The organism is Lactiplantibacillus xiangfangensis (assembly GCF_001438845.1).
Lineage (GTDB): Bacteria > Bacillota > Bacilli > Lactobacillales > Lactobacillaceae > Lactiplantibacillus > Lactiplantibacillus xiangfangensis.
Genome location: NZ_JQCL01000057.1, coordinates 80,046 through 100,010, shown reverse-complemented (window position 1 = coordinate 100,010; position 19,965 = coordinate 80,046). Strand labels below are relative to the sequence as shown.

General features: G+C 46.3%; 16 protein-coding genes. 2 read left to right on the top strand and 14 right to left on the bottom strand.

All coding sequences use genetic code 11. The features are described from left to right. Positions 1-6 precede the first annotated feature (6 nt). The 9 genes from IV64_RS06035 to IV64_RS05995 form a co-directional block, all read right to left on the bottom strand. On the bottom strand, positions 7-1,113 hold the full coding sequence (locus IV64_RS06035; RefSeq protein WP_057706232.1) for an ABC transporter ATP-binding protein: 1,107 nt from the start codon (positions 1,111-1,113) through the stop codon (positions 7-9). Between the two features lie 101 nt (positions 1,114-1,214). Continuing rightward, positions 1,215-2,537, bottom strand: coding sequence for an alpha-amylase family glycosyl hydrolase (locus IV64_RS06030; protein ID WP_057706231.1), 1,323 nt, complete (start codon positions 2,535-2,537; stop codon positions 1,215-1,217). A gap of 37 nt (positions 2,538-2,574) precedes the next feature. Continuing rightward, entirely contained in the window at positions 2,575-3,411 is an 837-nt protein-coding gene (locus IV64_RS06025; RefSeq protein ID WP_157061067.1) for a DUF1189 domain-containing protein, read from the bottom strand. Positions 3,412-3,438: 27 nt separating this feature from the next. Further along, complete coding sequence (locus IV64_RS06020; protein WP_057706230.1) at positions 3,439-4,320, bottom strand: sugar ABC transporter permease; 882 nt, start codon at positions 4,318-4,320, stop codon at positions 3,439-3,441. A 3-nt stretch (positions 4,321-4,323) separates the two neighbouring features. Further along, the gene (locus tag IV64_RS06015) at positions 4,324-5,613 is read right to left on the bottom strand and encodes a carbohydrate ABC transporter permease (RefSeq protein ID WP_057706229.1); all 1,290 of its coding nucleotides are present in this window, start codon (positions 5,611-5,613) and stop codon (positions 4,324-4,326) included. A gap of 114 nt (positions 5,614-5,727) precedes the next feature. Then, positions 5,728-6,984 carry an extracellular solute-binding protein gene (locus IV64_RS06010; RefSeq protein WP_057706228.1) on the bottom strand — a complete coding sequence of 419 codons (1,257 nt, stop codon included), beginning with the start codon at positions 6,982-6,984 and terminating at the stop codon, positions 5,728-5,730. A gap of 256 nt (positions 6,985-7,240) precedes the next feature. Next, the gene (locus IV64_RS06005; protein ID WP_057706227.1) at positions 7,241-8,914 is read right to left on the bottom strand and encodes an alpha-glucosidase; all 1,674 of its coding nucleotides are present in this window, start codon (positions 8,912-8,914) and stop codon (positions 7,241-7,243) included. 15 nt (positions 8,915-8,929) lie between these two features. Further along, positions 8,930-9,892 carry a LacI family DNA-binding transcriptional regulator gene (locus IV64_RS06000; RefSeq protein ID WP_057706226.1) on the bottom strand — a complete coding sequence of 321 codons (963 nt, stop codon included), beginning with the start codon at positions 9,890-9,892 and terminating at the stop codon, positions 8,930-8,932. A 43-nt stretch (positions 9,893-9,935) separates the two neighbouring features. Further along, a complete protein-coding gene (locus tag IV64_RS05995; protein ID WP_057706225.1) occupies positions 9,936-10,955 on the bottom strand; it encodes a LacI family DNA-binding transcriptional regulator in 1,020 nt (339 codons plus the stop codon). Positions 10,956-11,219: 264 nt separating this feature from the next. On the opposite strand from IV64_RS05995, the gene IV64_RS05990 reads away from it, so the two are divergent. Next, on the top strand, positions 11,220-11,738 hold the full coding sequence (locus IV64_RS05990; protein ID WP_057706224.1) for a folate family ECF transporter S component: 519 nt from the start codon (positions 11,220-11,222) through the stop codon (positions 11,736-11,738). A gap of 141 nt (positions 11,739-11,879) precedes the next feature. Here IV64_RS05990 and IV64_RS05985 read toward each other — a convergent pair whose 3' ends face one another. Together IV64_RS05985 and IV64_RS05980 are read right to left on the bottom strand one after the other, a co-directional pair. Beyond that, positions 11,880-13,391, bottom strand: coding sequence for a flavocytochrome c (locus IV64_RS05985; protein WP_057706223.1), 1,512 nt, complete (start codon positions 13,389-13,391; stop codon positions 11,880-11,882). Positions 13,392-13,736: 345 nt separating this feature from the next. Continuing rightward, positions 13,737-15,278 carry an FAD-binding protein gene (locus IV64_RS05980; protein WP_057706222.1) on the bottom strand — a complete coding sequence of 514 codons (1,542 nt, stop codon included), beginning with the start codon at positions 15,276-15,278 and terminating at the stop codon, positions 13,737-13,739. Between the two features lie 208 nt (positions 15,279-15,486). Between IV64_RS05980 and IV64_RS05975 the strand changes: the two genes are divergently transcribed. Continuing rightward, a complete protein-coding gene (locus tag IV64_RS05975; RefSeq protein WP_057706221.1) occupies positions 15,487-16,347 on the top strand; it encodes a DapH/DapD/GlmU-related protein in 861 nt (286 codons plus the stop codon). A gap of 214 nt (positions 16,348-16,561) precedes the next feature. Here the strand turns inward: IV64_RS05975 and IV64_RS05970 are convergent, their stop codons facing one another. From IV64_RS05970 to IV64_RS05960, 3 genes are read right to left on the bottom strand one after another with little or no spacing between them, the layout of a single operon-like run. Continuing rightward, positions 16,562-17,209 (bottom strand): TetR/AcrR family transcriptional regulator, encoded by a 648-nt coding sequence (locus IV64_RS05970; protein ID WP_057706220.1) that lies wholly within the window; start codon positions 17,207-17,209, stop codon positions 16,562-16,564. An 18-nt stretch (positions 17,210-17,227) separates the two neighbouring features. After that, on the bottom strand, positions 17,228-18,853 hold the full coding sequence (locus IV64_RS05965; RefSeq protein ID WP_057706219.1) for an ABC transporter permease: 1,626 nt from the start codon (positions 18,851-18,853) through the stop codon (positions 17,228-17,230). Then, positions 18,853-19,773: an ABC transporter ATP-binding protein gene (locus IV64_RS05960; protein WP_057706218.1), complete on the bottom strand. Its 921-nt coding sequence runs from the start codon at positions 19,771-19,773 to the stop codon at positions 18,853-18,855. The genes IV64_RS05965 and IV64_RS05960 overlap by 1 nt, the downstream gene beginning before the upstream one ends. Positions 19,774-19,965 lie beyond the last annotated feature (192 nt).

The following is a 19,965-nucleotide window of genomic DNA, read 5'->3' as shown; positions in this document are numbered from 1 at the left end:
GACGAATTAACGAATAACATCCTTTGTTTCTGGATCGAAGAAATGTGCCTTGGCCATTTCAAAAGCAACTTCGACGTTTTCACCAGGATTGTGGTAATCACGCGCATCAACTTGGGCCGTAAACTTAGACTTGCCAGCTTTGCAATAAAGCATGCTTTCGGCACCTAAGAATTCTGAAACGACGACTTTCGTGTTAACGATTGAATCTGGCATTGCTTCAAGCGCAATCCGTTCAGCGTGAATATCTTCTGGACGAATCCCGACAATCATTTCTTTTTGGTCGTAACCTTGGGCCTTCAAAGTCTTTAATTGCCCTTCTGGTACGGCAACGTCCAAGCCTTCGCCATCCGTCACGCGACCATCGTGTAAGGTTGCGTTAAAGAAGTTCATTGATGGCGACCCCATGAAACCAGCCACGAATTGGTTAACTGGTTCATTATAAAGTTGATGCGGGGTCCCAACTTGCATGATCTTACCATCGTTCATAATCACGATCCGGTCAGCCATGGTCATCGCTTCAATTTGGTCATGGGTGACGTAAATCATGTTAGTCTTTAAACGCTGGTGCATTTGGGCAATCGTGGTCCGCATGTCGACCCGTAACTTGGCATCCAAGTTAGATAGTGGTTCATCAAGTAAGAACGTGCCGGCATCCCGAACAATTGCTCGGCCTAAAGCAACCCGTTGACGTTGCCCACCGGAAAGGTTAGCGGGGCGCCGTTGCAAGAAGTCGGTCAAACCAAGTTGTTCAGCAGCGTTGTCGACCCGTTTCTTAATTTCAGTATTGCTGTACGTCTTCCGAATCTTTAACCCGAAGGCCATGTTGTCGAAAACGGACATGTTTGGGTACAAAGCGTAAGTTTGGAAAACCATCGCAATGTCTCGGTTCTTAGGTTCCACGTCGTTCATGACTTGACCGTTCATCTTGAAGTCACCCTTTGTGATGTCTTCTAGTCCGGCAATCATACGTAACGTGGTTGACTTCCCACAACCAGATGGGCCAATGAAGAAGATGAATTCCCCATCTTTAATATCTAAGTTCATATCAGTAACGGAGTACTTTTCGTTACCTTCGTATTTTTTGTAAATGTGTTCGAGATTCATTTCAACCATCGAAATCCACTCCCCTATTTTCTCACTACTAAGCTACGTCCTAATACGCAACCGACTGCAACCGGTTGCTTTTACGTTCAAAAATTAAAGCTGACTTTCAGCTAGTTAGATTGATCAGCAACCTTAGTGGCCGCTGTATCCGTGGCATATTTAATTAAAACGGGTTGGCCGTTAACCGCAATTTTACCGTCACTGACTTTAACGGCGGTTTCCGTTAATAAGTTCTGATAAGTGTTGGCTTGCAAGGTCGTTGCAACTTCACTTACTTGGCCCTTTAACGGAATCCAGGCAACGAGTGCTTCACCCGCACCACGATACGTCACTTTGATGATGCCATCTTCAACCACCGCAAGCTGATAATCAGCGGCACGCATAATTGGCAACTTCTTAATTGCAACGAGCTTTTGAATCAATGCCGTGATGTCACCATGCTTGTCGTCCACGATGTCATCCTTATCAAAGAGTGACGGTTCGTGTTCGGCTAAAAATTCTTGCCCGTTGTAAATTAGCGGAATCCCGCGCTGCAAGAAGATCCACGTCAAATTATTGACGGCTTCCGGCTGACTGTGTAACAAGCTCATCATTCGGGCGTTGTCGTGATTTTCTAAGAAACGCATCTTGATATAGTTTGCGGGGAAGGTCGCGTCTTGCCGTTGAAGCAAGTCCACGTAGCCATCCACCGTGCGCCGTCCTTGCCAGTAATCCTTGAAATCACCGAAGACGTCGTAATCGTAAGTCATATCAAAGGCTTGGTACAGTTCACTATCAGATAACCCTACGTACCCTTGTGCCCGTAGTTCCTGAATAAAGCCACTTCCGGCTGATTCAGCTAACCACAACGTACCAGGATGTTTGGCGTTAACTTGTCGACGAGCTTCTAGCCAAAAATCGAGTGGGACTAATGGCGCAACGTCGCAACGGAACCCATCAACGAACTGGCTCCAGTAAAGTAAGGTGTCGATCTGGTATTGCCATAAATCATGCTGACCATAATCCAAATCCTTTACGTCGCTCCAGTCACCGACTTTGTTCATCAACTGACCATCAGCATCATGATAGAACCATTCTGGATGCTTTGTCGCCAGTACGGAATCGGGTGACGTGTGATTATAGACGATGTCTAACATTACCTTCATCCCGAGTTCATGTGCTCGGTCCGTCAACGCTTTGAAGTCGTCCAAGGTCCCATATTCTGGGTTGATTCCGCGATAATCTTTAATGGCGTAAGGTGATCCGAGGGTCCCTTTACGGTTGGCTTCACCAATTGGATAAATTGGTAATAACCACAAGATATCAGTACCGAGGTCCTTGATCCGTTGTAGATCAGCAGTGACTGCGGCGAATTTACCAGATTTTGAGTAGTTACGTACGAACACGGAATAAATCATGTCGTTGCGTAAATTCGTTTGCGTATCGCGTGCCATTAATCTTCCTCATTTCTCTTTGATTGTTGACCAGCCGTTAAAAGACACCGGCTTCATCAACTTCTGGATCTTTAAATTTAGTCTTAAGGTAAACCCATAACACAACGAAGGCTAAGCTCAACGACTGGACCGTTAGCTCGATCGTCACGTCAAAGTGAATCAAGCCAATGACCATCGCAAGCAAACTACCAATCCCCATCATCATTAATGACAGGTTGACAGCTTCACGGTAGTTGCGAATATGAGTGATTTTGTTATGTCGCGACAAGAATAAGAAGAACGCCGCGCCATTAACGAGGATCAAGTTGACCCCCACGATGATTAGGCCAAGCGTCATTAACATAAAGAGCCCAATCATCACTTTGTTACTTTGATACCAAGAGTCCACCAAGAAGTCATGCGCATTGGTCTTTAAATTGTACGTTGGTACGTACTTAGCACTAAACTCACTACCGACTGCTTTGACTTGGAACGTTTTGGCGTGTAAATTAATCACGCTTTTACGTCCGGCCACGTCCGCAGCGGTTAAGTTAAAGCCCGCCACTTCATGCTGATTGCTCAGGATCACTTGGTGTTTCACGTTGGTAAATTGTTGATCTTTAAACGTTGCTTGCTTAAAGGCCGTCTGCATCGCCGAACTGTCAGCCATGCGATCAATCGTTGGTAAAAACGGCTTTAAGTTGAAGTTGGTTTGATGATTATAATAAAACGGAATTGGCATCAACATCACCGCGGTTAAGAATAGAAAAATCACGATGATTTGTAACCAGTTATATTTGTCACGGTTCGCAAACATTCTTCGAGGTGAGAAGAGGCTGCCAAAAAACCGGACCGGAAATGCGATGGATCCTTCCTTTTTTGCTGAAATCTGCATCTAAATTCACCCCTACTAAAATTTGTTTTAACCTTTGCTCCCACCGGCAAGTAGTCCAGAAACGAAGAACCGTTGTAGGTAGAAGAACAGGCAGGCAATTGGTAACGCCACTAGAATCGCACCGGCCGAGAATAAGACGACTTGTTGATTTTGAGCGTTATTAATGAATGTTTGTAACCCCACGGCAACCGTGTAATGTGATTCAGACGTCAATAAGAACTTCGCCATCAGGTAATCTTGAACTGGTGACATGAAGGCCCAGAGCGCTTGAACCGCGATCATTGGTTTAACTAGTGGTAAGACGATTGACCAGAAGATCTTGAAGTTTCCGGCCCCGTCCAACTTAGCTGATTCATCCAAGTCATAAGGAACGTTATCAAAGTAACCCTTCATCAACCAAGTGTTTTGTGGAATCCCACCACCAATGTAAATGGCGGTCAAGAACCAGTAGTGGTCCAACGCATTTAACATGTTGGCCAAGACGTAGTAAGCGGTCAAGGCAGCCATGGTTGGCACCATTTGGATAACGATGAAGAAAGTTAAACTGAATTTCTTACCAGCAAAACGGTAACGACTGTAAACGTAACCCGCTAAGGTTACAACGATAACTTGAATGACCATACATGAAATTGAAATCACCATGGTGTTCAAGTACCAGCTACCGTACAGCGTCGTGGTAAAGAGGTCTTTGAAGTTGGCTAAGGTCCATTTGCCGCCGAAATCAAGAACGAACGCGGATACGTTGGCATCCTTGAAGGCGGTAATGAAGGTAATTAATACCGGATAGATAATAATAATCGCTAAGATCGCCATGTAAAAATACGTGAAGAACTCTTTCCAAAAACGATGCCGCCGGGCGCTATTTTGTTTGGAATTTACATTTTTAGTTGGTGCAGTTGCATTTTCCATAACCTAGTCCCCCATTTCGAACGCGTGCGTCTTCTTGAAGACGATCAGTGAAATCCCAATAACCAGTACGGAAATAATTAACGTAACGGCAGCCGCAAGTGAGTACTGTGGTGACGTCCCAGTCGTTAATTTGTAAATCCATGAAATCAAGATATCAGTCCCACCGGCATTTGCACCGACATCACCGGGACCACCTTGGTTGAACAGGTAGATCATCGAGAAATTATTGAAGTTAAACGTGTATTGTGTCACGAAGATTGGTGCTGCAATCGCAAAGATGGTTGGTAACGTGATTTTGTTGAACTTTTGCATCACGGTCGCCCCATCCAAAGTTGCGGCTTCGTATAAATCTTCGGGAATGGCTTGCAAGATCCCGGTAATCATCACATAGATGTATGGGAATCCAAGCCAGCCTTGAATCATAATAATGGCAACTTTCGTCCAGAACGTATCGGTCATCCAGTGGATCGGTGCAATGTGGGCAAATGGAACCAAGGTGTTCCATAAGCCAATGACTTGCACGTTGATGGCACCGGCTGAATCGTTGAAAATGTTTGAAAAACTCATGATGGAAACGAAGGCTGGAATGGCCCATGGGAGTAAGAAGATAACCCCAAATAGCCGCTTGCCCTTGATAAAGTTTTGGTTGGCAATAACCGCCGTTGCGATCCCAATGATGATTTGTAAAGTCGTCGCGCAGACCGTCCAAATAACGGTCCAGCCAAAGACGGCGTTAAACGTTGCCCGGTAACTACTCAAGAAGAACATTGACGTGAAGTTCTTGAAGCCAATCCAGTCCAGCAACATTGCTGGTGGAATGTGGGCAAAGTCATAGTTGGTAAAGGCCATCAGTAAGGTAACCAGTACCGGGAACACGATCGTGAAAATCATCAGGAAGTAAGCTGGTGTGGTCAGTAAGTAAGCAAACCCACCGTCCAACAAGTTCGCGCCTAATTCTTTAAACGTGTGTGAAACTTTTTTACCATTGTTGATCAATTGTGCTACGTGCTTGGCATCGTACATGTTCGCGATCCAAAATACTAGGAACACAATGGTCAGTAAAATCTGTAACGTCCCATAAATCATCATGAACAATGAGTTGTCTTCCATTGAGACAGAACCCAATGTGAACAAGTTAGCGAACGCGCTAACCCCAACTAAGGCAAACTCTGCTACGAATGCCAATAAAATGATGATAAAGAGGACACCCTTGATTGTTTGGCCATTATAGAACTGACCCAACCCGGGAATAATTGACAGGCGTTGCGCTTTTTTTGCATCTTTTTTCTGCATGTCGCCCGTACCCCTTTCCTAATAAATCCTAAATTAAGTGCTTTTTTTCTTTTAAAAAGGCTGAGACAAAACGAATTTTGTTTCAGCCCCCTTAAACGCTATTTAAAATAATGACTATTTATCATATTTCTGAGAAATATTAGTTAAAATGGTCTTTTGTGCTTTGTTAGCAGCTTGTTTTGGTGTCATCTTGCCACTAGCAGCGTTAGTAACCATTGTTTGTGCTGGGGTCCAAACTTCAGACATTTGTGGCAAGTTGATCAAAGGAACATCCTTGTCATATTGTTTGGAAACAGCGCTTGCCATGTCATTACCAGTCGCAACAGCTGACTTACGTGCAGCGGTGTTTGCTGGAATTTCACTAGCAGACTTGTAAAGACTCTTTTGACTAGCATCGTTTGAAATGTAGTCTAACCAAGCTTGTGCTGCGGTCTTGTTCTTAGAGTAGTTAGAAACCGCCCAAGCTTTCCCACCGGCAAACGCTTGATAATCCTTACCATTGTTCAAAGTAGGTAAAACGGCAACCCCGTAATCAATCTTAGACTTCTTGTAAGTTGCAGCCATCCAAGGACCATCGATAACGGCAGCGGTCTTGCCAGAAGTAAATTGTGACGTTACAAAGTTTTCGTTTGAAGTGACGTTTTGCATCCCACTTGGCCAGTACTTCGTGAACCATTTGGTCATGTAGCTTAACCCTTCAACGGCGCCAGAGTTGTTCAAGCCCATCTTCTTAGCGTTGGTGTTGTTATAACCGAAGACGTAGCCACCGTAACCCTTGATCACACCGAATGAGTTATAGAAGTTAGTCCATTGTGTTAAGAAAGCAACTGACTTCGACTTGTCGTTAGCGTAAGCATACTTCTTATCCTTAGTTAACTTTTCAAGTTCAGTGAATGACTTAGGTGCGTTCTTGATCAACTTCTTGTTGTAGTAGAGCACATCAGATTCGATCGTAACGGGTGCGGCGTAAACCTTACCTTTATAGGTAACGGATTTCTTACCCGTTGCATTGTAACGACCGTTAACTAACTTGGCCGTTGCTAATTGTCCCTGTGACGCCATTTGACCAACCCGGTCGTATGGTGCCATCAAAACATCAGGACCCTTACCTGAAGGACCGTCCAACTTCAAAGCGTCGTCTTCATCAAGCATGGCCTTGTATGAAACCTTCACCTTAACGTTGTTCTTCTTTTCAAACGCAGGAATCACAGACTTCATATATGATTTATATGAAGGGTCCGCAGAAACCTTTAATGTCTTACCCATCTTTGATGAAGAGCTGGATGAAGACTTACTATTACCACAACCTACAAGCGTGAGTGCTAAGCCCGTGGCTAAAACACCCATCCCCAACTTTTTCCAAGTACTCATAGTGCTTCCTCCTTGCGAAGTATCTTAATTCATTTACCATAATTTATTATGCAACTGTGCAAACGCTTTCGCAAGCGTTTTCGTAATGTTAACGTTAACAATATTTGTTAAAAAATAAATCCCAGCTAGATAATTAGCTGGGATTTACTGTCATATCAACATTTATACCAATTTATAAAATGTTAACGATTTTTGTTTACAAACATTAGTGTAGTTAATACTATACCAATCGTTGAATAATCAACCAATACTTGCATTACTTTGCTTGGACAACGATGTTACTCCAAGCGGGTAAGGTCACTTGGTCAGCCGCAACGGTTGCCCCGCCCTGCACGAGCAAGACCCGCTTCCCTGCAAACGGTAACGTATAAGTTTGTGGTTGATCCGTTAAGTTACAGATGACCGCAGCGCGTTCGCTCGTATCATCGATCAAGTAAGTAAAGAACCGTTGATCACTCGGTAACATGATGAACTGGCCACTTGTGAACGGTGCTTGCCGTTTCAATTTAAGCAATTCACGGTAGTAATTGAACACACTGTTCTCATCGGTCATCTCATCATGTGCATTCATGCGATCGGTTGCACCGTGTTTCCATGGCAAGTGATCTGAGAAACCGTGATACTGGCTGTCATCCCATTGCATCGGACCGCGGCCCGCCATCTTATGGGTGCGGTTGAGCATGTCCATTATGGCAGCCTGTGACTTACCCGCCGCTTTAGCACTGGCAACAAATCCCGGTACCGTTTGGTCTTCAAAGTCGGCCACGTTATCGTAACGAATATTCGTTAAGCCCAATTCCTCACCATAATAGATGATTGGAATTCCGCGCTGCAAGTACAGCGCCGTCGCTAACGATTTGGCACTTGCCAGTGGATAATTAGCATCGCCATAACGCGTTGCCACCCGCGCCATGTCATGATTATTCCAATAAAGCGTTGGTAAACTGGTATCTGCCAAGGCGGCTTGAATCCCAACCGTATGCTGTTTATAAGTCGTCACATCCATTGGTCGTGGTTGGAACATGTCAGAGAACGTTGGGTCATCCCCCGAATTATCATCCGCAAACGTCTTAAACGTGATGACGTTATCACATTCGTCCGTCCCCGGCTTCGTGTAATCGACCATCAAATGGGCATCGGCTGACGACGCTTCGCCCACAACGTAAGTTTCAGGATGTTTTGCTTTGATTCCCGCGACAAAGTCATGTAAATATTGATGTACCTTAGGAAGATGCGCGTAAAACATGTCACTAATAATTGGCGTTTGATCCCCAGTCGCACTCGGATAATTCTGACGAAAATCAGCCTTAGCTAAGTGGATAAAGGCGTCCAACCGTAAGCCATCGATTCCCTTTTCCACCCAGAACTCAGCGACATCGCGCATCGCCTGCTGGACGGCTGGATTTTTCCAATTTAAATCGGGCATCCGCTTATCAAATAAGTGGAAATAATATTGTGGCCCGCCCGCAGGATCTTTTTCCCAGACGCTCCCGCCGAAGAAGGACCCCCAATTATTAGGACGGCCGCCATCCGCGGCTGGATCTTCCCATAAGTAGTAATCCCGGTACGGGCTATTCGGATCAGCTACCGCTTTTTTAAACCACGGGTGTTGATCAGAAGTGTGGTTTAAAACGAAATCAAACAGAATGTACATCCCGTTTGCGTGGACCGTCTTGATGAGTTCTTCAACTTCAGCCATCGTCCCCAGGCTTGGATCAACTTGGTAATAATCCGAGACGTCGTAACCGTTATCGACTTGCGGTGACTGATAAATCGGATTCAACCACAGCGTCGTAATTCCTAGTTTTTTTAAATAGGGCACTTTCGCCGTGATACCGGGGATATCCCCAATGCCATCGTGGTTACTATCGTTAAAACTTTTAGGATAAATTTGATAAATCGTTTGTTGGTCATACCAGTGTTTACTCATTACTAAGCTCCTCTATCACCGGGTCGATTCTGCAATCGACAACCGTGAATTAATAATAATTTTTTCTTGGTCATGGGGGGTAGCGGGTGAACCAGGATTGGCAATGTTTGCCAAAAGTAGTCTGACCGCAGCTCGACCCATTGCTTCCAAAGGTTGCTTCATTGTTGTTAGGCGTTTCGACGCAATTTGATTCAGTAGGACCCCATCAAACCCAATCACGCCGTAATCTTCAGGGACCCGCTTTCCTTGCAGGATAATGCCGTCTTCAATGCCAATTCCTAAACGGTCACTTGCGCAAATAAACGCCGTATTGCTAGGAAAATCGGCCCAGTGTTGCCGCACATAGTCCGTTGCGACGTGGCAGTGATTGGCCAACTGAACCAACTGGCCGCTAACCTGATTAGCCGTGATAAAATCACGGAATCCCCGTTCACGGTCCTGTTCAAAAGGCTCATCTACTGCAATGCCAACAAAGACGAGGTTAGTGTACCCACTTTGAATGGCATACGCCGAACTATCTTGAATCGCTTGGTAGTTATTCGTATCAACGTAGTCATAACCCTGCTGATTACGGCCAAAAAAGACAACTGGTTGTTTGAGTTGCTCGACCCAGGCGTAATTTTTTTGCCGAATTCCCGTTAAGATGTAGCCGTCACATTCGCCGACCTCGTAACTATTGCGAGTCGCCAATTGTAGCGCGTATTGATGTTGGTTTAACTCATTCGCGATTCCTGCTAATAACATCATGTAATAAGGCTCAGTGGTGTCCATATCTTCAAAAATCGTTAATTTGACCACACGGGTCCGCCGACTGACCAGCGCTCGCGCAGCCGCATTGGGCTGATAATTTAACTCAGCCATCACGTGCAAAATACTATCTCGTAATTCTGGTCGGACCTGTTCTGGATGATTGATCGCTCGCGAAACCGTCATTTTAGAAACGTTGGCCCGCTTAGCGACGTCGTTTAACGTTGCCATCGACTAAATTCCCCCTCTTTAGCTGCCGCTCAATCCCGATGCTTTATTTTAATGACCTGATTGGGTGCACCGAATGTCTGGTAACGATTTGGTGGGGCACAATCACAGCCGTTGATAACTCTTCAGCCGGCCGGTCAGTCATCACGATTTTAGCCGCTTCTTCGCCTAAGCGTTGTGGAAAGACCGCAACTGACGTCAAGGTCGGGTGCGCTAACTCTGAAAAGATCGAATTATTGAACCCAATCAGTGAGAACTGCTTGACCTTCCATTCCGGATCGTTATGTAACACTTGTTGCAGCTTAAGCGCCATCATATCATCGACCGCCACAAAACCGGTCACATCTGGATATTGTTCAAAGAAATGCTTCATGGATTTGACTCCCGAGGCATGGTCTTCGAATCGCGCTTCTAATAAAATGCTTGGTAATTGGTGTTGCATCATTGTCCGCTGGTACCCGAGCATCCGGTCACCCTGAACCATTTTGGACAAGTCTGAATATAGAAAACAAATCCGCTGATGACCGCGATCAACTAAGTACTGGGCCGCGTCCGTTCCGGCTTGTACGTTGTCGTTATCGACGTAGGACGTTTTATTGACTTCCTGATAGGGCTTACCAATAATGACGTACTGCACGTCAAAATGATTCAGTCGTTCGACCACCGGATCATTTTTTTCTGAGTACAACAAAATAAAATTGCGAATGTGGCCTTGCGCAATCATGACGTCAATATTATGCACGAGTTCGTCACTGGAAATCCCCGTGGCGAGGGTCGTCATTGACCCGTTCTTGCTACAAACTTCGTTAATTCCCCGAATCATTTCCAAGAAAAATGGGTTTGAAAAAATTTCATGATGATCAACTGGTAAAACGACGCCAATCGTATTACTAGCTTTAGTGGCTAAATTTTGCGCATTGAAATCCGGTGCGTAGTTCAATTCACGAGCAGCTTTAATAACCTTATCCCGCGTTGGCTTACTGATGACTTTGCTACCATGCATTGCACGGGACGCCGTTGATGGCGAAACCCCCGCGCGCTTGGCAACATCTTTGATTGTTGCCATGTTGTCCCCTCCAATCGAATGTTTCTACAGGCTTAAATATAAAACGTTTTCAACATTATTGCAAGCGATTGCATAAGTATTGCGTAATTTACTCACAATACGCTACCAGCGACCAACTAACTACGAGCATGACTAGCTTAGTCACCATTGAATCCATATCGTTCAACTCAATATCACTCGTAAAAAGATAATTTAGACTAGTAATACCCCACCTTTTCCCTTACAATACTAGTTAATTCATCACTTAGGGGGAAACAATTCGCTATGGGCTCACAAACTATTGTCAAAAAGATCACAACGCTAGGCGTGCTCACCGCTATGCAGATTGTGCTGGGGAGTTTGCTATCCATTCAATTTTTAACGACTAAAATTGCCTTTGCCTTTATCATCGTTGCGTTGACGGCTCGCCTCTTTTCACCACTGGTCACGGCTGGTAGCACCGCTCTTGCCTATTTTTTAGGCATGCTCCTCTTCCCGAAATTTACCTTTTTCCCGGGATTCATTCTGACTGCCTTCTTGACGGGGTTAACCTTCGGCATTACGTTTCAACACAAAGCGACCTTGCCCCGAATACTACTCGCCAACTTCATTGTCGTCTTCATCTGGAATTTCATTTTAAACAGCTTGTGGTTACATATCATGTACCTCACACCGTGGGCGGCGCTCTTGACGACTCGCTTCATTCAAGAAATCGTGACGTACGTGATCTACACCGCGGTTCTACTGGCGCTCTTCAAGATTCCAGTACTCAACCAACTCACAAGTAAATTTAACCTGCAATAACTAAGAAGCTAATGCTAAATGACTACTCAATCACCGCTAACCATAGTTACACTAGCAAGACTGTGTTGAGCGGAGGCGTCGGAACTTTAAATTTAGCGCATCAAAAAAGAGCTGAAATTCAGCTCTTTTTTTGATGCACTATTATTTAACGTATTTTGCGACCTGCGTCCCAGCTTGGCGACCAAAGATCACGATTTCCGCAACGGAGTTCCCACCGATCCGGTTGTCCCCGTGCAGTCCACCGGTGACTTCACCAGCAGCGTAGAGACCAGGGATTGCTTGACCAGACTTCTTCAATACTTCGGTCTGTGGATTGATTTTGACCCCACCCATTGTGTAGTGAATCCCAGGTGCAATCTTAATTGCGTAATGCTTCGGTGTATTCAGCTGATGATCCATCCCAGTCGTCCGTTTGAATTGGCCATCCTTCTTGTTCTTGACGTCCTTATTCCACGTTTTAACGGTTGTGGCTAAGTTGTCACTGGAAACGCCAAGCTTCTTAGCTAAGCCCGCGAGACTGTCGGCTGAAACGACCATACCCTTCTTCTGGTACTGGTTGATAGCCGTGACCCGCTTCTTAACGCCGCCGTCAAAGAGCACGTAAGCGTACTTGCCGGATTGCTTGTTAATGGCTGCGGAAACCACGTCACGGGTCCCCATTTCGTTGGTGAACCGTTTCCCTTGTTTGTTGACCAGGATACCACCTTCACCACGTACTGCTTCACCAACTAAGTATGGCGGCTTTTGGTAAACCGTTGGGTGAATTTGAATCTTGTCCATATCAACCGTGTAGCCACCCAGTGACCGGATCATTTTGATTCCGTCACCAGTACTCCCGGCTTGGTTGGTCGTGACGTACTTGGACAGGTCCGGACGGTATTTCTTAATCATGGCCTTGCTTGCACCAAAGCCACCGGTTGTCACAATAACTGCTTTAGAACTAATTGTTTTTGTCTTATCTTGGTTAAACTTAACTTTGACACCGTCAACTTTACCCGACTTTTCATTGATTTTAGTGACGTCGGCATTGACATAAATTGGTATGTTATTTTTCTTAACGTTGCGGAGTAAACCACTGACTAAGTAACCCCCGACCGCGGAACCATCCGCTGGGCGGTGCGTCCGTTTAACGCTCATCCCACCGGTAATCGTTAAGTTATTCAGCTTGATGCCCATGCCGTCTAACCAATCAACAGCACTGGCGGAATGGTCAACGAAGAAGCGTAACATCTTCTTGTCGTTCGTCCCGTGGCCACCTTCAAGCGTCTCTTTGTAGAACTTATCGTTAGAGTCCTTGACGCCCGCTTTCTTTTGAACCTTCGTTTCCGAAGCGTTCATCCCGGAGGAAGCCTTTAACGTGTTCCCGCCAGCGACCGGCATCTTTTCTAAGATAACGGGTTTGAGTCCTTTTTCTTTCGCAGCTAATGCGGCAGACATCCCAGCACCACCGGCACCAACGATGACGACGTCGTACTTCGACTTCAGGTCTTTAACGGCTGAATACTGGGTCTTTGACGCCCCCGTAGTCACCTCCGTTTTTTTGGAACTGCTACTACTGCTACTCTTCTTGGTCGTGTTGGCATTACCACATCCTGCCAAACTAGCAGTCACCAACGTTAAGCTGGCAATGACTGAAAATAAGCGTGTCTTCATTATCTGTTCCCCCTCGATAAATAAGATATTGTGAATTTATTATTTTAGTTTAACATGCCAGCTTTAGCTTAATAACCCCTAAGCGTAAATCCTAATCAACTTCTTACCCATCAGATTGATAAGCCTTCACAATATAAAAAGCGTTTGGGACAAAACTCAAAAAGCCAATCAGAAAATGGTTGGTTTTTCCTATTGTTATGGTCGAAACGTGGGCCAAAAGGCAATTTGTTCCGCTTAACCCGAAAGCAGTGACTATTCCAAAACCCAGGAATAATCACTGCTTTCACGTTAATGCTCGCAAATTAACCGCCTTTTGGACCACTCTCTTTATAATGACACGTATCTTTAATTCAACGCGGCGACCATTCCGTCTAAAAACGTTGTCACGTCGCCTACAAATACTTGGTGTGACGCCGCCATAATCGGTGCAGTCGCATCGCGATTAACGGATAGGACGTGCCGCGCACCCGCGATACCAGCTAAATATTGGTCATCACCCGATACGCCTAGATTGATCAAGACTTCGGGAGCTACGGACACCGCGTCCCCACCGATCTGTTGATCAATACTGAACTGCTCCAAGCTCGTCAATGGTTGAGTGACCGCAATGGCCGCCCCAATCCACTTAGCTAGCTGTTGTGCTTGTAATAATACGGCAGGATCCAGTGCGCCCCGGCCCAAAGTCACAATCCGTTTGGCCGTCGCAATACTCCCTACGTTAACGGGAACGTCCTTGGTCAAATTCAGCTTCTTAACAACCCGGTGCAGATCTGATACGGCTAACTGTTCGGGCTCCTTGTGAGCTTCACTAGTAGCCGCTTCAACCGCTGGGGCGTTCAACGTATGGGTCGCAAATGTGGTGGCCAGGTGATGCGCCGTTCCGACTAATAGTGGCAGCATTTCTAGGTCCTGTGTGAGTGCCATCATTGGTGATCGCACACCGTACGCTAAGTCCCCAATCAAGGTCGTCACGCTGAGCAACTGGGGCGTACTTTGACTCACCGTTTGCCAAGCCGTCAGAGCAGCTGACTGGAAAAAGGCGTCATTTTCATCAGCCTGACTGGCCGTTGATAAAGCACCCAGGGTCAACGCACGGGACGTTGCCAGCAGTGGCGTTAATTCGGCTAACGGGGGTTGTTCCATCAGGGCCAGTTGTTGAATCTGCCGACCCGCATGCTCTAAAATCCCCGCACCAACGGCACTGAGCATCATCTGACCAACGGCTTGAACCCGCTGAAAGATCGCCAAGCCCTGCCCAATGGCGCCTAGCCGATCACTAGCCGTCACTTTGACCTGTTCAAGCGTTAAATCCGCCAGTGCTAAGCCCCGCAAGCCTAACGTTTCAAGCTGATTGACGACTTTCACCCCAGGTTGATCCGCCCGCACTAAGAAGGCACTTGGCACGTCAGGTGGCGTTTGAGCTAAAACTAAGTACGTCTGTGCCATTCCCGTATTAATTACGTGTGTCACCGTCCCCGTCAACTGCCAACCGTCGGCCACTGGCATGGCCGTAACGGCAGCCGTTGCGGGTGCACCCATAGCGGGTAATCCCATTAGCTGTAGCGTTTCTAAGTAATCGTGTTTTTGTTGTGCCGTTCCGTAAGTTGTAACGGCATCAACCACTTGCCACCAAGTTGCCAGTAGCGTGGCCAAACTAGCCGATTGCTGTGCCATTGCAAGAACACCCAAGGTCTGCTCACTCAACCGGTCCGCGTCGGCGGACAATCCTGTTCGTGGCAAGCCACGTTTTTGTAGCGCCGTCAAAACGGTAGGCGCCATTTTACCTGACGCTTCCATATCGGCCACCAGGGCCATTAAATTATCATCCATTAAGCTCAGCAGTTGCCGCCACTGTTGGCTCTGTTTAGCGGTTAAATTCAAATTCATCCTGGTTTTTCACCTCGTTAATTTATTACCTCTAACTTACCACATTTTGGCCCCCTTCAAGGGTTAAAAAGCGTTCATTGATCACCTTGATCAAAAATAACGACATACTATAAAAAGATAACTGTATTATTTAGTCAAGCCAAATAGGTCCCGTGCACTGCTATACTTTACACAGGACTTATTCCTGAGGATTTGAGGAGGAACACGCATGGAGGAGCATACGTTAGATCAAACAGAATTTAATAAAATGAAAAATGGCGGGTGGTACGACGTCGCAGACCCAGAAATTGCCCGCGTCATGACACGAGCTAGTCAATTAACGTTTAAATTTAATTACGGGGATCAAGAAATGGATCCGGAAACGGTTAAACAACATTTATTCGGTCAGGCCGACGAGTCCAACTTAGTGTTTGGTCCCATTCGGATGAGTACGGGCATCAATACCTTTCTCGGTGAAGGTGCCATGATCAATTACGACTGTGATTTTATGGACCATGCCAAAATTGAAATTGGTAGCCGAACTTTAATTGGCCCACGCTGCCAACTGATTACTGACTACCATCCCCTACACGCGGACAGCCGCCAGCTGGGTAAAATGTTCACCAAGCCCATTAAAATCGGGGCCGATTGCTGGATTGGCGCTGGCGCAACCATCATGGGTGGCGTCACCCTGGGAAACAAAACCATCGTTGGTGCTGGGGCCGTCGTGACCCGTTCTTACGTTGACGGTTCAGTTATTCTTGGCGGGAATCCGGCCAGTGTTATTCGACCAACTGATGACGTCAATTCGGACATTCCCGAAGACGAATTTAAAGCACGCCAACTGATTATTAAAGTTGACCAACACCTTAAAGTTAACGAAAGTGTCCAAATTGCCGCGATGACCCTCCCAGCAAACACTCGCGGGGGCCACTATAGTTTTACTTCTGAAGACGACACTATTTTGTCCGTCTCACATGCGGGGGTTATCAAGGGCCTTCAACGCGGCCAAGCCAAAGTCACCGTTCTCTTTATTCAACCTAACTTTGACCAAGTAATTTCGGAAGAAGTCCTCATCACCGTCGAATAGCTGATCCAATATTTCAGCTTGAAACCTTTAACATCTCAACTCAAGGTGAAATCATGGCCGGCCGGAAACGGCAAGTTCACCAAATTTGTTGGTATATTGCTGGTATCAATTTTTTATGACTTTTAACCCTTAGAGCTCAACTAAAAAATGAACGGCTAACCGACGATTATCGCCAGTTAGCCGTTCATTTTTTGTATCCAAACTCTAAAATTAATTACTGCTTTGGTTCAGTAAAGCCATATTCTAAAATTCCCATGTAGGTTTTAGCCCGCTCAACGATCCATTGCACATCGTCCATCGACTTAACGTCATGATTTTTAGCCATGTGGACTTGAAATTCCGCAAAAATCTGATTATAGACACCCACAATCAAATCAACGACATCGTCTTGCTTCAATTCCGGACGTAATTTCATCTGCGCCAAAACGTCTTGAATCAAATGCTGAGTGACCGCAATACTTTGCGTATACAGTTCTTTGATCTGTGTCTGGACCTTCGCTGGTAATTGATCGACCTCACCGTATGCGTTAATTAATAACTGCATCTCGTCTGGATGGGTGCGACCGAACGCACTCTTATATTTAGTGCCCCGCACGACCAATGCCACTAAGTCACTGGGTGCTTCGTACGCCCGGGGATCAATACTGTCCATAATCGTCTGCGTGGCGGTCTGTACGGTGAGTACGTATAGCGCTTGTTTACTGCCATAATAGTGGAAGATCAACCCTTTAGAGACCTGGGCTTTTTCCGCAATCAGATCCGTTTTAGCATCCCGATAACCAGCTTCCGCAAAAGCGTGGAGTGCGGCCTGCATTATACGGGCCTCTTTTTGGGGATCCTTAGACGTTTTTTGTTTGGTCATCTCCCTGACTCCCTTCCGCTACTGGGCTAAATCACGTCGCCGGTAGCCAATTGCTGCTACAACTAATATTAGCACAGTCAGCGCAAGGCACCACCAGTTGGTTGACCAAACAACGGCTTTAAGCGGAACTTTATTCACAAAGCCTAACGGGGTCAAATGCTTCGCCCACTTCGGCAGGTCAATCAAGTTGCCTAAATACAGGGAGAAAAAGGCGTAGGCCACCCAGGCCCAGGCTAAGTACCGCCACTTTGGTAGCCACCCCGTCAATAGGCTGGCAAAGGCGATCATTACTAACATTGCTGGGACATACGCCAAAAAGACGTGCCAGTAAGTCAACCAGCTAATCGGGTCCTTCATATCAGCGGCACCCATCAGATACATCCCGCCAAGACCAGCAAACAGAACCACGATGCTCGTCAACATGGCCCAACCAGTATAACTAGCCCAGACGTGCCAACGTGAGGTTGCCGTTGCAGAAATTTGGTGTAAATAGCCTTTATTTTCATCACTGACCAGCTTCAACATGAGCTGAACTGCGGCAATGAGTGCCACGATTACCATCACAACCGCCAAAATAGCAATAAAGTTTTTCACAATGAGTCGGTTCGCGGATGCAAGGGCCGTCGCTCCCAATAATTGCTTAATCATTGGGTTACTTTTTGCCAGGTCACCAATGGTATTAAAGACCGATCCATAGGCCACCCCGAGGATAAGATTCCCGATGATCCAGGCAATTATTACGCCCCGTGATTGCCGCCATAACAGGCTAACGGGCCCCCGAAGCCAGCGACTAGCGCGTTGCCGGCCTTGACGCACGGTAATTAGCCCCGCACCGAGGTCACGCTGAAGACTCAATCCTAGCGCTAAGACTAGGCAAACTAATCCAAATAGGACGTACGCAATGACTGGTAGCCAATGGTTAGCTTGATAGGCGCTGATTTTTTCGATCCAGCCAAATGGAATCCACCACGTCAATTTTGGATGGCTGACATCGGTACTCATTCGAACCACGTACATCACACCTAAAATAGCGTAACTTAGCATGGTTGCCCCACTCGCGTTGTTGGCCAACTGCGCAACGACTAGGGTCAGCATACCAAATGCCCAGCCCAACGCTGCTAACGCCAAACCAATTAACCAGTTACCGGTCGTATCCGCACCGGGCATCCCCGCAACTTGTAATCCCAAGCTAAAGAGTAAGCCAATCAACCCATTAAGCAGGGTCAATTCAACCGCACCAGCCAGCAGGGGCGCCCCCCGACCAACTGCGTGTGCACGGATCAATTCTAGTAATCCGTCATCTTCGTCCCCACGAGTTGCCGCGACCCCAATCATAATATTCATAATGACCATAAACAGGGCCATAAAGACGACCATTTCAGTCGCAAATACCTTGGCCGTCGTGTACGGATGTTGCGCCGTAAACGCCCCAAAGAGTGAAACCATGGCAGGCGTCTTCAAAGTTTTAATAATTTCATTAATAGCCGTTTGATCACTGTAAATGGTATCAAATTTAGCTGCAACTGCCGTTAATAGGCTCGCCATAATGACGATCCACAAAACCAGTTTGACCCAGTCGCGTTTGAGATTAAAACGAATTAGCAAGCCAGTCCGCTGAAATAGTTGTGTTAAATTCATCACCATCACTTCCCATCCGGCGTTTGCCCGTTCTTCTCATAATAGCGCATGAACAAGTCTTCCAACGTTGGGGGCGTCGTCGTTAAGCTAACGAGTTCCCGTGCCGTTAGAAATGCCATCACGGCTGTGAGCTGATCAGCATCAACCGCTAGACTGACGTGGTTAGGACCTGATTTAACCGTCATGCCATGAACACCGGGTAGTTGGTCAATACCATCTAGGACCTGCTTCGTTTGAACGTCGACGGTTGTTCGGGTCAAATGACGCATCTCGGCCAAGGTCCCGGTCTCAACGACTTGACCTTCACGAATAATGCCGATCCGATCACACATTTTTTCCACTTCGGAAAGAATATGACTCGATAGCAGCACACTCTTTCCCCGTTGTTTTAGCTTCAAGACTTCATTTTGGAACGTCTGCTCGTTCAACGGATCTAGCCCAGAGGTTGGTTCGTCAAAAATATAGAAATCCGCATCCGTTGAAAACGCCGCAATCAACGCGACTTTTTGCCGGTTACCCTTCGAATAAGTGCGCGCTTTTTTGCGTGGATCAAGTGCGAACTTTTTAATTAGTTCGTCGGTATGGGCGCTATGCTTTTCACCGTTTAACTTTAAGAAGAGGTCAATGACTTCGCCCCCACTCAAATTAGGCCACAGATAAACGTCGCCGGGAACGTACGCAATCCGTTGGTGAATTGCAACACTGTCATGCCAGACGTCCTGACCAAAGATGGTCGCTGAACCCCCACTGGCCCGTAAAATTCCTAATAAAATCCGAATCGTCGTCGATTTACCGGCGCCGTTGGGGCCAATAAAACCAAAAACTTCTCCGGGATAAATTGCAAAATCAATATCTTTCAATGCGTTAAACTTACCAAAGCGTTTCTGTAAATGGGTTACTTCTAGTACTGGTGCTTGTTTTGACATATTTTTCACTCCCATCACGGCGGCAATTTGCCGTCCGTTTAAATTCAAAAGCAATCATAATCGTCATTGACTCATAAGTCAATGACTGACCAGTCAATATTTTAAATTTCTATTTACTAACATGCCAGATTCCCCGCTATAACCGCTTTTTACGCACCAAAAAAGCGTTTGGATAATTTCCAAACGCTTACT